This window comes from Streptococcus suis, from assembly GCF_024509555.1.
GTDB classification, from domain to species: Bacteria; Bacillota; Bacilli; order Lactobacillales; family Streptococcaceae; genus Streptococcus; species Streptococcus suis_AD.
The window spans coordinates 1-14471 of sequence record NZ_JAMWEL010000014.1; the positions used below are offsets into that span (position 1 = coordinate 1).

8 protein-coding genes are annotated in these 14471 nt (G+C 39.4%); 1 reads left to right on the forward strand and 7 read right to left on the reverse strand.

Features of this window, described 5'->3' with window-relative positions; all coding sequences use genetic code 11:
- Positions 1 to 527: 527 nt before the first annotated feature.
- Together NF418_RS06955 and NF418_RS06960 are read right to left on the reverse strand one after the other, a co-directional pair.
- The gene (locus tag NF418_RS06955) at positions 528 to 1184 is read right to left on the reverse strand and encodes a DUF1129 domain-containing protein (RefSeq protein WP_256778985.1); all 657 of its coding nucleotides are present in this window, start codon (positions 1182 to 1184) and stop codon (positions 528 to 530) included.
- Positions 1185 to 1198: 14 nt separating this feature from the next.
- Positions 1199 to 2143, reverse strand: coding sequence for a magnesium transporter CorA family protein (locus NF418_RS06960; RefSeq protein ID WP_256778986.1), 945 nt, complete (start codon positions 2141 to 2143; stop codon positions 1199 to 1201).
- 826 nt (positions 2144 to 2969) lie between these two features.
- On the opposite strand from NF418_RS06960, the gene uvrA reads away from it, so the two are divergent.
- On the forward strand, positions 2970 to 5795 hold the full coding sequence (gene uvrA, locus NF418_RS06965) for an excinuclease ABC subunit UvrA (RefSeq protein ID WP_256778987.1): 2826 nt from the start codon (positions 2970 to 2972) through the stop codon (positions 5793 to 5795).
- A gap of 78 nt (positions 5796 to 5873) precedes the next feature.
- Here uvrA and NF418_RS06970 read toward each other — a convergent pair whose 3' ends face one another.
- The 5 genes from NF418_RS06970 to NF418_RS06990 form a co-directional block, all read right to left on the reverse strand.
- Positions 5874 to 8576, reverse strand: coding sequence for a TOTE conflict system archaeo-eukaryotic primase domain-containing protein (locus NF418_RS06970; RefSeq protein WP_256778988.1), 2703 nt, complete (start codon positions 8574 to 8576; stop codon positions 5874 to 5876).
- A 54-nt stretch (positions 8577 to 8630) separates the two neighbouring features.
- A complete protein-coding gene (locus NF418_RS06975; protein ID WP_256778989.1) occupies positions 8631 to 10205 on the reverse strand; it encodes a hypothetical protein in 1575 nt (524 codons plus the stop codon).
- Positions 10206 to 10272: 67 nt separating this feature from the next.
- Positions 10273 to 11505 (reverse strand): DNA cytosine methyltransferase, encoded by a 1233-nt coding sequence (locus tag NF418_RS06980; protein ID WP_256778990.1) that lies wholly within the window; start codon positions 11503 to 11505, stop codon positions 10273 to 10275.
- A gap of 22 nt (positions 11506 to 11527) precedes the next feature.
- Entirely contained in the window at positions 11528 to 12358 is an 831-nt protein-coding gene (locus tag NF418_RS06985) for a hypothetical protein (protein ID WP_256778991.1), read from the reverse strand.
- A gap of 2 nt (positions 12359 to 12360) precedes the next feature.
- Positions 12361 to 14460, reverse strand: a complete 2100-nt coding sequence (locus tag NF418_RS06990) for a sensor histidine kinase (RefSeq protein WP_256778992.1) — start codon at positions 14458 to 14460, stop codon at positions 12361 to 12363.
- Positions 14461 to 14471: the final 11 nt, after the last annotated feature.

Sequence of the window (14471 nt, forward strand, 5' to 3'; positions counted from 1 at the left end):
GTTTTGATTCAAACTCAAGCTATTGCTAGCTTTCCGTTTTATTGTTTTTCTTTTGTCATTGACGATTTATCTATTCGATAAATCACCCTGCACGTTTGGTTCGTCTTCTTTAATTTTCAAAGGTCTTGTTCATCGCTCTCGCGACAACTATCTTAGTTTATCATTTCTTCAACTGATTGTCAACACTTTTTTGAAACTTTTTTTTGATTTCTTTTTTCGTGTTGTTTTGTTTCAGATTTGACAACTCAATTATTCTATCATCTTCAACTTGCTTTGTCAACTCTTTTTTGAAACTTTTTTTCGTTTCTTTTTCGTGATAACTTGGCTTGTTTTGACAACTCATTCATTCTATCATCTCAATAGAAAATTGTCAACACCTTTTTTTGAATTTTTCTTAGTGTCTTTCGTACAGTGTAAATCATTTTTCACCATCTTTTTTTCACCCATCTTTTTATATAAAGAAAACACCTGAATGATTTACATCTGACATTCGGTGTTTTCATGATTATCATCATCTGTAGATTATTTTAACGTACTGGTGACATTGCATTACGGATATTATACTTCTTTTTCAAGAGATAACGGATACCGAACGCTACTGCACCTATAAGAATTGTAGCAATTGGAGGTAAGATAGGGTTGAATGTTGCTGGGATTAGTGCTGCTAATAGAAAAACAAGTGACCATGCCAACGTAGCAAGACCTAGGAATAGAATTGCCTTCAACAATTTTGGTCGTTGACCTGTTTGTATTTGCTCTCTATAGACAAAGTGATACATAAAGTACATTCCCGCACCGACACCAAAGCCAATCACTAATAGAGTAACTAAACCATACTGTGCACCTTGTCCCAGTAAGTTCATAACACCATTGATGCCTGCAATGAGGGCCAACATAAACAGACTGGAATCCAGCCACATTAACCACGGATTTTCATTGAACTCCACTTGGTCCTTCATTTCTTCCTTAGAAAAGGATTTTCTAGCAGCCCATTCGCTTGGTGCCCCATAGAGAGTACGAGCAGTCACGCCAGTTTTTTGCTTCTCGATAATGGTTGGCAAAATTTCTTCCAATAATGCTTTTATTTCACTATCGGTTTTACCATCCTTGATTAGTTGGTTTGTAGCGATATGGATGAATTCTTGATTTTTTTTTGTTAATTCTTTAAATTCTGTAAATGACATGTTAATCTCCTATGTTAAAACCATCTCTTACGAATGAAGTAGAAGGTGAGTGATAAGCTGATAGCAAAGGCAAACAAGATAATCCACCAGAAAGCATATGGGATGTCATTGAAAGGAATGACATTATCCTTGAAGTTCATACCATAGGCGGAGAAGACCATGGTTGGGATTGATAGAACAATGGTCACCAAGGCCAAGGTTTTCATGATGGTGTTCTGGTTGTTGGAAATGATGGATGCAAATGCATGGGTCATCGAATTTAGGATGGAACCATAGATATCTGCCATCTCGATTGCCTGTTGTGTTTCGACCAAGGTGTCTTCCAGCAAATCTTCGTCCTCTTCGTATTTACGAAGGAGACGAGAAGAACTAGCCAACTTTTTGACCAACCGTTCATTGGTTTTGAGGGAAGCCTTGAAATAGACGATTGTTTTTTCTAATTCCATGAGAACGATTAATTCTTCGTTACGAGTTGCTTCATGGAGTTGTTTTTCGATTTCTTCACTCTTTCTGTCGATGGTCCGTAGGGCTGACAAGTAGAGTTGTGCATTGCGGTACAAAATTTGGAAAACAAAACGTGACCGCATAAAAGTATAGAAATTGCGCAGTCTCCGATGGATAAATTGATCAAAGAGAGGCAGAGGTTCCAAGCAAGTGGTAATAATGGCATCTGTGGTCAAGATGATTCCCAAGGGAATTGTAATGTAATAAGTTTTGTTGTTTCGCTCTTCAAGAATTGGGACGTCGACCAGAATCAGTGTGTAATCATCTTCGACGGTGATACGAGATGACTCTTCCGCATCGAGGGGTGCTCGTAAGTCGGCGATGTCAATTTTATAGTGCTCAGCCACTTCCATAGACTCGCTCTGGGAGGGGTTGACCAAATTAATCCAAGCTCCTGGTTCAAAGGTTTGGATTTCTTCTAATTCTGTCATAGTAGATAGAAAAATCTGTTTCATATGATTCCCTCCTTTGTGCTTTGTTGCGTTGACGCAACCTTTATTATACCAAAAAATATGCCATTGCGGAAAGGTTTTCTGCAAATTTGTGTTATAATATGGAGACTTTTAAATGAGTAAGTTGTACGGTCTTTTCCTTAGTCCGTATGCCATAGCTTAGATCCTCTTTAGAAAGGAATTGAATGCGTGTAAAAACATAGCAAAAAAAGATACGCATCCGTTTCAGCTTCATCTGATTATGGATGTGGATGCTGTAAAGTATAAATCTTCTCGTGTGTTTGACACACTTTGCAGATTTCCTATTTTTGTACGGTTTTATTGACATGAGATTTTCAAAACGATATTTTTTGAAAATCGAGCTAATGCAAGATATAGGGAGTGGGAAAGAACTCGACTGGTCAAAAAAGAGTTCGTCTTCCCGCCCCCGCACAGTTGATTAGGTCAGATTTGGAGTGTAAAACACGAACAAATCTGCCAATCAACCACTGCGCTGAGATGTTGACACGAACTCTGAGAAGCGAGGATGGACTTTCTGCCCAGCCTTGTCTGGTGACGCGGAGTTAATCGACCGTCACCAGTTATCTTGTGAACGCCCTTATAAATTAGAAAGGAATTGAACACGCCCTAAACGCTGTGTGAAAAAAGTGATGCTTCTTCGTGTTCAAACATGGAGAACAGGTTTCTGCGTCGTAGACATCTGTGCCTTCTTCGGTTTTCAACCTGTGAAAGCACTAGTTGTCTTGACGGGGGTGCGTCTTCGAAATCACAGATTTCGGACTTACCGCCTATTTTTACCTTGCGTTTTACGGGCTTTGTATCTTAAATTATGCAAGAAAATATTGTGATTCATGGGGCGCGTGCCCATAATTTGAAAAATATTGATGTGACCATTCCGCGTGAGAAATTGGTGGTGGTGACTGGTTTGTCGGGGTCTGGTAAGTCGAGTTTGGCTTTCGATACTCTGTATGCCGAAGGCCAACGTCGCTACGTAGAGTCCTTGTCTGCCTATGCTCGTCAGTTCTTGGGCAACATGGATAAACCGGATGTGGATTCCATAGAGGGGCTCAGCCCTGCTATTTCCATTGACCAAAAAACGACATCGCGGAATCCGCGTTCGACAGTCGGAACGGCAACAGAAATCAATGACTATCTCCGTCTGCTTTATGCTCGGGTTGGGGTTCCTTACTGTATCAACGGCCACGGAGCGATTGCGGCTTCTTCGGTGGAACAAATCGTTGATGAAGTTTTGGAATTGCCAGAGCGTCAACGTTTGCAGATTTTAGCTCCGATTGTTCGTAAGAAAAAGGGGCAACACAAGACCATTTTTGAGAAGGTGCAGAAGGATGGCTATGTTCGAGTGCGGGTCAATGGTGATGTCTATGATGTGTCGGAAGTGCCTGAATTGTCCAAGAGCAAGGCTCATAATATTGAAGTCGTGGTCGACCGGATTGTCATCAAAGAAGGCATTCGCTCGCGACTTTTCGATTCTATCGAAGCGGCCCTGCGGATTGCGGACGGCTATGTCATCATTGATACCATGGACGAGAAGGAACTGCTCTTCTCTGAGTACTATGCCTGCCCAGTTTGTGGTTTTACGGTGCCTGAGTTGGAACCCCGTCTTTTCTCTTTCAATGCGCCTTTTGGGTCTTGTAGCGATTGTGATGGTTTGGGGATGAAGCTGGAAGTGGATACGGATTTGATTGTCCCAGATGCCAGCAAGACCTTGCGTGAGGGTGCTTTGGCTCCGTGGAATCCAATCTCTTCCAACTACTATCCTCAGATGTTGGAGCAGGCCATGAATCACTTTGGTGTGGATATGGACAAACCTTTCGAGGAATTGACGGAAGAGGAGAAGAACCTGATTTTCAACGGTTCTGATGGGAAAGAATTCCATTTCCATTATGAAAATGAGTTCGGTGGGGTGCGTGATATTGACATTCCATTCGAGGGCTTGATTACCAACATTAATCGCCGCTATCGTGAAACCAACAGTGACTATACACGGACAGTCATGAAGACTTACATGAATGAGCTGACCTGTGGGACCTGCCACGGCTATCGCCTCAATGACCAAGCCCTGTCTGTCAAAGTCGGTGGAGAAAAGGGACTGCATATCGGACAATTATCAGACTTGTCTGTGGCGAATCACTTGCAAGTCATTGAACATCTGACCTTGTCTGAAAATGAAGCGACGATTGCGACGCCCATTGTCAAGGAAATCAAGGATCGTCTAAGCTTCCTCAATAACGTTGGTCTAAATTACTTAACGCTTTCACGAGCAGCGGGGACGCTTTCTGGTGGTGAAAGCCAGCGGATTCGTTTGGCGACCCAGATTGGCTCCAACCTGTCTGGTGTCCTCTATATTCTGGATGAGCCGTCGATTGGTCTGCACCAGCGGGACAATGATCGTCTCATTGCCAGCCTGAAAAAGATGCGTGATTTGGGCAATACCCTGATTGTTGTTGAGCATGATGAGGATACCATGCGGGAGGCGGACTGGTTGATTGATATCGGTCCAGGTGCAGGTGTCTTCGGTGGAGAAATCGTGGCCTCTGGAACGCCTGCCCAAGTGGCTAAAAACAAGAAATCCATTACAGGCCAGTACCTGTCTGGCAAACGTGAAATTCCTGTCCCTCTAGATCGCCGTGTCGGAAATGGTCGTTTCCTGGAGGTAAAGGGTGCCAAAGAAAACAACCTGCAAGATGTGACTGTTCGTTTCCCGCTCGGAAAATTTGTGGCGGTGACAGGGGTGTCTGGCTCAGGTAAATCAACTCTGGTCAATTCCATTTTGAAAAAAGCTATTGCTCAGAAACTCAATCGCAATTCGGACAAGCCAGGCAAGTTCAAGTCCATTTCAGGAATTGAACACTTGGACCGCCTGATTGATATTGACCAAAGTCCGATTGGACGGACACCGCGTTCCAACCCAGCTACCTACACAGGTGTCTTCGATGATATTCGTGATCTCTTTGCCCAGACCAATGAAGCCAAAATCCGTGGCTACAAGAAGGGACGGTTCTCTTTTAATGTCAAAGGTGGACGGTGTGAAGCTTGTTCTGGTGATGGTATCATCAAGATTGAAATGCACTTCCTGCCAGATGTCTTTGTTCCTTGCGAAGTCTGTCATGGACACCGTTACAATTCTGAAACCTTGGAAGTACACTACAAGGAGAAAAATATCGCCCAGGTCCTTGATATGACGGTCAATGACGCGGTCGAGTTCTTCAAGCATATTCCAAAAATTGAGCGGAAACTTCGTACCATTCAAGATGTGGGCTTGGGCTACGTTACTCTAGGTCAACCAGCAACCACTCTATCAGGTGGGGAAGCCCAGCGGATGAAGTTAGCTTCTGAACTCCACAAGCGTTCAACTGGTAAATCCTTGTATATCTTGGATGAGCCGACGACAGGTCTGCATACGGAGGACATTGCCCAGTTGCTCAAGGTCTTGGCTCGCTTTGTTGATGATGGCAACACCGTGCTGGTCATCGAGCACAATCTGGATGTCATCAAGACAGCCGACCACATTATTGATATGGGGCCAGAAGGCGGTGTCGGCGGTGGTACCGTTGTCGCGACAGGAACACCAGAAGAAGTGGCGGAGAACCCAGCCAGCTTTACAGGTCAATATTTGAAAATGAAGTTGAAATAGTATATAAAAATAGCAGTGTGCGATTTCTTAGAAATCAGTAAATGTGTACACTGCTATTTTTTATTTTATACCACTACATTATTTCTTATCATCAAATTTTTCAAGCAATTCTTCAGCAATAGATCGACTTTCTAACCTTAACAAACTAGCTTGGTCATCCAACTGATAAATAAAGGGAGATAAATTGCCATACCAAACGGTAGTACTATCTAAGATAACTGTGGTCGTACCAATCCTTTCTGTCACAAGTTTCACCTTTATATTGTCACTGTCTAACCCCGTTAGCCCCCCGCTTAACTTATGGCTTTTGGAAATATGAATAACGACTTGTTTTCCTAGGAGCAGTCCCAATAATTCCTGAATCCTACTAGAAGTGAATGAATGCAATTGTAATTGGACAGTTGAACGTGTGTTCAGCAAATCCTCTCTAAATTTCTCCTCGTAATTCCTACTACTATAAAATACTTGTGTTTGCTCCTTTTCTCCAACTTGGTAAGCCATTTTTCGATAAGCTATCTGACGTTTCTGGTACATTTTTTCAAGATAGGGAACGTGTATATCTAGATAATCAACTATTCTCACCTCAGTTTTACCTCGATAGGGACGGTGAAGCCGCCCTGCATACTGTATGAGATTATTTTTCCAAGACAATGGAGCTGCCAAGATCAATGTATCCAGCCTTGGCATATCGAAGCCCTCTCCAATAAATTTTCCTGTTGAAATGAGGACAAATGGGCTATTCTCATCTAGTTCACTGATTCTTTTCAGGAGTTCTTTCGTATCTCTTCTTTTACTCGCTCCACTCAGACAAAAAATATTGGTCATTTCTTTTTCAATAAGTAGCTTTTCCAATAGTTCTATATGTTCTCGTCGATTGACCAAGACAAGGATGTTTCGCTTTTCTTGATATAGTTTGAAAATATCTTGCACAATCAAAGAATTACGATGTAAATCTTTGGCAAGCCAATCATTAAGGGATGCAAAGTTCGTACTATTCGACTGTTCCAAGTCCAATTTCCCAAAAGATGTTAGACGGAGTAGTAACCTCTTTTTAAAATCGTATTGACCTGATTGAGCAGTATGTAAAATTGGACCAATACGTTGAAAGACAATCGGTTGGTGCCCGTTTTTGCGTTCTGGCGTTGCTGTTAAACCATATAGATATTGACCAGCAAATTGAGCAACTACTTTTTCAAACTGCAAGGCTGTCACATGATGGCATTCATCCACAATCATCATATCGTAATCCGACAAAAAGTCGGAAATAGTGTCCAATTGAAAGAGAGATTGAATCATAACCACATCCACCAGTTTGCTCCTCCATCTTTTAGAAGCCCCATATTGCCCAATATGCCCTATTACTTTTACACGCCCTGAAGGAGTATAGCGAACAGCTTCTTCCTCATCAATCTCTAAAAATTCACCCAACCTTTCCAACCACTGCTCCATCAGTTGACGATTGTGAACTAAGATAATCGTTCGGCATTTCCTTTGTGCAATCAAGGCTGCCCCCAGAACTGTCTTCCCAAAACCTGTTTCAGCACATAGCAAGCCATTCTCACTAGCTAATAAATCTGCCAAAGCAAGCTCCTGCTCAAAACGTAAGATCCCTTTGAAAGAAATCTGAATCGGAGATAGAATGTTGCGATTGTCCCTAACAGTTACCGTTTCAAATATTTCTTGTAAGCTAGCAAGTATTCCTCTTGGAAGATGCAAGGCTTCATCCGTTTCTTCAAATAAATAGATACGTTCTGGAGTCTGATAGGTTGGTTGTCTGGTCGCTTGTTTTAGATAAAATTCAGGATTAGGAAAAGATGCCAGCTTTCTCAATAAATAATTTGTCTTTGAAGAAATTGTCCTCTTCTCAACTCGAATAAGATTTGATAGGCTACAATCTAATACTGTATCACCTACAGAATCCGAAAACTCCTGCCCTAAGAAATCTAGAATTTTCTTCTGTCCAATCTTTTGAACCTGTTGAAGATAGATCCATTGTTCAGAAAAGGGCTGAAAATATTTATCAACAAAAACGGTTCTTCCCTTCTTGAAAGCTTCCCCTTGTAAGGGCAGGGCGATAAGATTGCCAAATCCTCCCTTGGGCAGAATATCTTGATTTGGAAACATACGGTCAAATGAAGAAGAGCGAATCTCTTTCGACTCCTGCATAGCCAATTCCAGCAATCGTTTCCCAACATTTCTTGCCTGCTGACAAGCAATTTCTTCCTCGAAGAAAAACCAGAGGTGAGCACCATTGCCCGAACGAGAGATTTCAATATGCCCCTCAAAACCATATTGTTCTGCTGTATCTCGTAAAATGGAGACCTCTTCTCTCCAATTCTTTTTATCAAAATCAATCACCAAAAAAGAACACGTGTCTGATAGGCTCATTGGAAAAATGCCTATACTCATTTCGCCACGTAGGTGAGCCAATAATACCTGTTTAGTCAAGGGTTGACAGGTTCTCTTTTCAACAGGAAGGTTTTTCCAACCATAGTTGTAAGAAGGAAAATAGTTGATTTTCCCATTTTCATCAATATAGGATTTCGCATAGACATCCAAACGCCCCTTAAAAAGATTGAACAGAATGGAGAGTTTTTCATCGGTACTTAGTTGATGTTTTTGTTCCTCAAAGTAATCGTGTAAATGCTTATCGCTTATCAGAAATTGCTGATTGCTATCTTGAAATTGCAATAAATTCAGAATCTTATCGGTAGCATAATAGGGAAAACGAGCAAGATGCTTTGCAACCTTACCCGTTGATTTTTCATAATAATAGGACATGGGATTTCCTCCAAATTGCCTAACGAGACTATCAACCAAAATAATATTTTAATACTATTTCCTACTAACCCAGCCAATCGCATCTGCTGGTGGATTTCCCGTATCAATCCAGATAAATTCGATACCGATTTCACCATTTTTGAATTTGGTTAATCGAATACCGTTTATTTCCAGAGATTCTAATTTCTTACCTGTCAATACTTCTCGCTCAGCCAATTGGAAAACACCTCTCAATAGCCACTCTCCCAGAATATCTTGTTTGTCAACCGACTGAATAGCCTTACCTGATTCCTGATTAATATAGGCTTCTATAGCATCGCCTGATGATAGAAATCGAAGCGTGAAAGTTCGTTCTTCTTTCGACAGTGCCAATTTCTTGCCAGTTTCATCAAATGTCCCAACATTGTGACCGAAAAAGTCTGGTCGAGCATCATGAAACTTTTTAGAATCCGGGAGTGGAATGTAAACTTCACTAACAGGACGGTAAACCAATTTCTCCAGTTTTTCAGATAGCTTTTCAACTCCCGATTCATTAGCATAATTCATCAAGTCCGAGCGAATTTTCTTCATCTCAGCTTTCTCTTTTTTAGTGGACCACTTTTTCAATAAAATTTCTTCCAAAGAATAAGTTACAAACGCAAGTTCTTCCGAGCTGAGCTGATCCAAAAATTCCTCTTGGATTCTCTGAATGCGTGATAGTCTATCTTTTTTAGCTAACTTAGCTCCACCATTGAAAGCGTTGAAACCTGAATTTTCTTCAACATGACCATGCTTGTCTGTAATGACCCATGATACCGTATCAATAACTTGGTTTTCTTTCTCATCCGCAGATAACGTGTGGAGATTTTCAAAAATATAAAATGGATCTTCCACATAGTCCACATCCCATGTATCCACCACAATGTCCTTGTTATGAAAAGTCATGTGGAGCTGGCTATCTGCTGCTGTGTATTTGTAATCATGCTGGCCATCTGTAAAAGCAAAATTTGTCGGAGTTTTTAGACTGGTCGCTCCCTTAATCTGCAAATTTTCAACATCAATTGGAAGGTAGCTAGTTTCCCCTACAAAAATTTGTGGCTTAGCTCCCTTTGCCGTCGGCATTAAAACATGGTAAACAGATTCCACCGTTGAGTCCGATGCAAAACCACGAATTTGTGCTTTTGAAGATTCGATTCGTTGGTTACGCAGCCGAGAAATTTCCTTGGCTAACTTCAAATAAAGGTGGTAATTGTTTTTATCAGCCGTAGACTTATCTCGTGCAATCGAGGCATTGAACTTAATTTCTTGTAAAATCTCTGTCCAACTCTGTGAATCTTTCTTAAACTGAGCAACTTTTTGGTCACCTGACTGAATGCCGAAAGACTTGATTCCAACTAGGTATTTATGCTGACTATCTACCATAACCGAGGCATCAAAAGAAGTGTTGGCAATATCCTCACCAACTGCTTGAAAGGCTCTCTGAAAAACTGTTTCCTGGAATTTGGAATTGATAATCGGAGCTACATAATTAAAGGTTTCATTTTCCTCATCTGTTTCAGACTTTTGCGAAAAAGCCTCACTTAGACTTGCAAAATTAGTGATTAAGGTTCGATATTTTTCCTTCTGCTCTGCTTTTAATTTTTCCCACATAGACTCTACCTCTTTTTTCTAATCATAGTATAGCAAAAGAAGACTAGATTTTCACTAGTCCCCTTACTTAATTATTCGTAACAGCGATACTATAAAATTCTAAATTCCCACCTTTTTTAACCAAGCGTAAATAGTCTTCGTCTGACAAAATTCCTAAACTGTCATTGTAGCTATCTAACTTAGCAATCGCTTCGTCATAAGTCGAAACAAAGTCTTTCACATAAGACTGCCCTTCAAACTGACCATTCATCTTGGTATAGATGATAGCGACATTGCCAGTTCGTTCCAACTGTGACAGACCAGAGGAAGTTTTCAATGCTTTGGCAATCTTATCCGCAATCCGCTTGATAACTGGTACAACAACACTGTTGCCAGCCTGTTTGTAGAGTTGGCCATTGGAAACACCTTCTGGAATTTTGAAGGTCTTTGGATAGCCTTGAACGTTAAAGGTTTCTTTTGGCGTTAGCTTACGAATTTCTCCAGTGTCTGTCAAGATGAGGGGGACATTATGCCCACCTGTTCCCATGTTAGCCGTCAGGGTTGGCACGACACCATTTTTATTTTCCCTAACATACTGGCGTCGCCACTGGTAAACTGTATCTTGACTGGTAACAGCGTGCTTTAACTCCTCAAAGAAAGGTTGTTTCCCTTGACGATAATAGTAATTCTCCTCTGGTTTTGCCCCAAAATCAATAACATCTTGAAGCCCAGTGGTCAGCTTGATTTCCTCTGGAAATTCAAATTTATCGTAAGCTTCCTTGTTATCAAAACCAACAATGTAGATCCGCTCGCGGTTCTGCGGGATGTTCCCGTAGTCCTTGCCGTTCAAGACCTTCCACTTGATAAAGTAGTTGTTCTCCGTCAAGGCTTCACGGATAACCTTGAAGGTATTGCCGTGGTCATGAGAAACCATGTTCTTCACGTTTTCGACAAAAATCGCCTTGGGTTTCTTGGCTTCAATCATACGAAGCAACTCAAAGAAAAGGTCGCCACGGTCATCTTCAAAGCCCTTGCGATAGCCTGCGATACTAAAAGCCTGGCAAGGAAAGCCTCCTACAATCACATCGACTGTTTCCGAAGGGATTTCCTCTGGCAACACTGCATGAATATCACGCCCGTCCAGATAAGTATCTGGGTAATTCAACTGATAAGTCTGTCTGGCATACTTATCAAACTCATTGGCATACACCACTCTGAACTCGTTGGTCTGCTCAAAGCCCAACTCAATTCCACCAACACCAGAGAAGAACGCTGCAATAGCAAACTTCCCCTGCTGGCGTGAACTTACAGAATTCGTCATGTAAGCACCTGCTTTCTAATTATTAATAATATGCTTTATTTAAAAAATCAATAATCTCTTTTTTCAAAGACAATAGGTCGCGTCGTTCACTATCTAAATTACTTTCTTTGATTACTATATCTTGTTTCTTTAGCGAGCGAATATAATAACCTTCCTGATCAGAGAACCCTTCCTCTACATGAGCGAGCGAGTTTCTTTTCTCTATTAAATTTGACCATTTTTCTTTTAATTTTTCGTATTCTTGTTTTTTCCTAAACGATAAATTTGACCTACCTAATCTCACCTTTTCTCGAAAAAAATCATCAAATAATTTTCTATACGAATGGTCTAAATTATTATCCAATAGTTTTTCACGTAATAAATGTTCAATTTCTGCATTTTCACACATAAATCTTCCCCGAATAGCATTCAGTTCATCCCACCTACAAAGAATAACATCAATAGCTTCCTGAAAATGATTCTCTTCGTTACTATCTCCTGCCGAAAAGAATGTAAAGTTAGAAAAAATATTAATATTTTTTTCCTTTACCACTTCAATTATTTCTTTTTTGATTGTCGAGTACTCATTATTCGAATAGAGTATCACAAATTGCTTATAGCCATTTGCCTCACGAATTTTTTCTAGATATGTTAGACCTGTTTCCTTGTTATCTAGGTTAAAATCTGATATAAAGAAATCGTATCTTTTTACTGATGACAACTCTCTTTCCGCTTCAACAAAAGAGGAACATTCTTTAATTACTGCTCGATACCCTTTATCTTCCAAAATTCCACTTACAATTTCTTTCCTCTCTTCGTGAGCGCTCGAACTAAGTTCATCATCTAACCACAAAATATTGATATCCTGTCTCACAACTACTCCTTCCTAAATTCAATTTTAAAATCTACAAAATCATTCTCAATTTCTGATACAGATATTGTCCAACCAAAATCACTACAAATCTGTTGACAGATGTACATCCCTAAGCCTGTTCCTCGTCGTTTAGAAGTGACCCCCAATTTAAAGATATCATTTACAGGTTTAATCTCAATCGGTCCGGTATCTGAAATTATATGCATCGCAGTATTATCCTCTTCAAAATGAAATACTATGTTCTTAGCACGCCTATCTTGTGCATTTATTAATAGATTATCTATCAATGTTCCAAAATCATAAATATTTATTTTTTGTTTGACAGTCCCACTTCCAAGGACTAATTTTACTTTGGATGCATCTTCAAATGTATTCTCAATATAACTTTGCAAATAAGATTTTATCTCTATGGTTTCTAATTTACTGTAGGTTTCAAAATTTATTCTGAGTATCTGTTTCTTAATTGATGATAATTTATCAGAGGTTCTCCTTATTTTATATATAGACTCTGAAAATTTTTCTTGCTCGTTTTCATCCATTAAACGTATCATTTTACGCAACGTTCCATTCAACTCACGACTAACTTTTCCAAGCTCATGAAATAACATGTCCTGCCTTGCAGGTTTAGCTCCTTCAATAATCTTTTCTTTTATTTTTACCTCATTCTTTAGTCGAGCATTCTCTTTCTCAACTTGCTTTTTCTCTTTTTTTACCTCACGATTTTCTCTAGTTAATGCTTTAGTTGAATGCTCTACACTTTTTCGGATTTCTTGTTTTTCTGCCGAACTTAATTTTTCATCATTAAGAAGCTGAATTTTTCTTTCTAATGGTTGAGCTATCTTCGGCAATTCATAGTATTGAGGCTCAACTGTAAAATTATATTTCTTAAATCTATTTGTTAATTTTTCAACCGCATGCTGATCATCAATTCCTATTTCGTCTATTTCACTATTTCCAAACTTAACTAATTGAACATAGGACTCAAGCGGTCGCTGAATAAACTCCATATATAATTCTTCGAAAGCAACTGTATAAGCATTTGTAACAAATCCTCTATCACGGGAAGTTACTTCGTTAAAGTGATTTTCCGAGTCAGTAATATTAATCCAACCTAGCAATTCTCGATGTCCTAAATAACGATTATACCCCTGCGTTTTACGCAAGTTAAGTCCAAAAGCATCGTAATCAATTTCACCGTATGGAAAAATTCTAAAATTATTTTTATATAAGAAGATGGAACCGTAATTTTTAGGTTCTGTCCCCATAATTCGTGTAAAATTATGTTTTGCAGCTGTACTCAAATAATATATTTTAAAGTAAACATTCTTTAATATAGTTGAATTTTCAAATTTAAAAGAGTAGATAACTTTCTCTTTATCCAATAAAGAAATACTAATTTCTCTTTCTTCAATAGTACATTCTGTGTAGATTGTTTTTCTATCCAATATCGTGGCAATGTCATTGCTAACATCTACATCTAGTTCTGCAATACCTGTACTTGAAGAATGATACTTTACATTAATCTTTATTTTCCCATCATCTACAAATGGGTTAACCAAACGTTGTAAAGCAGAAACTACTTTATTAACTCTCTCCTTTGTCCAATCATCACGCAAGTCTGTAATTTTTAAGATAGTCCCACTCTTTGTTGTAATTTTCTCCTTTACCTCACTACCCGAACGAAAACTGACTTCCATTTTTTCAAACTCATCTAGAGAATTTTTTTCAAACTCCCCCCAATCAATTATTAATTCGCTTATCTCATTTTCTTTTTTAGTAAATAGGGTTAACTTACTCCCTAGACGATCACAGGAAAATCGTCCAATTCCCTTTGAACCCGCATAAACACGATCGCTATCTTTTTTTTCAGAATGAGCTACAAATAACCACTTGTTTTCAATATCATAGCGACTCATCCCTTTTCCATTATCTTGGATTATTATTGAATTTTCATAGCTATTTATAATTAGATTGATTTCGGTTGCATCCGCATCATAGCCATTTTTTACTAATTCGAAAATTGCCACTAATTCATTTGTAATCAGATCACGACCAATAATATCTTTCAATCCAGAACTTACTTTGAAATGTAGTTTTTCCATGAAATCTCCTT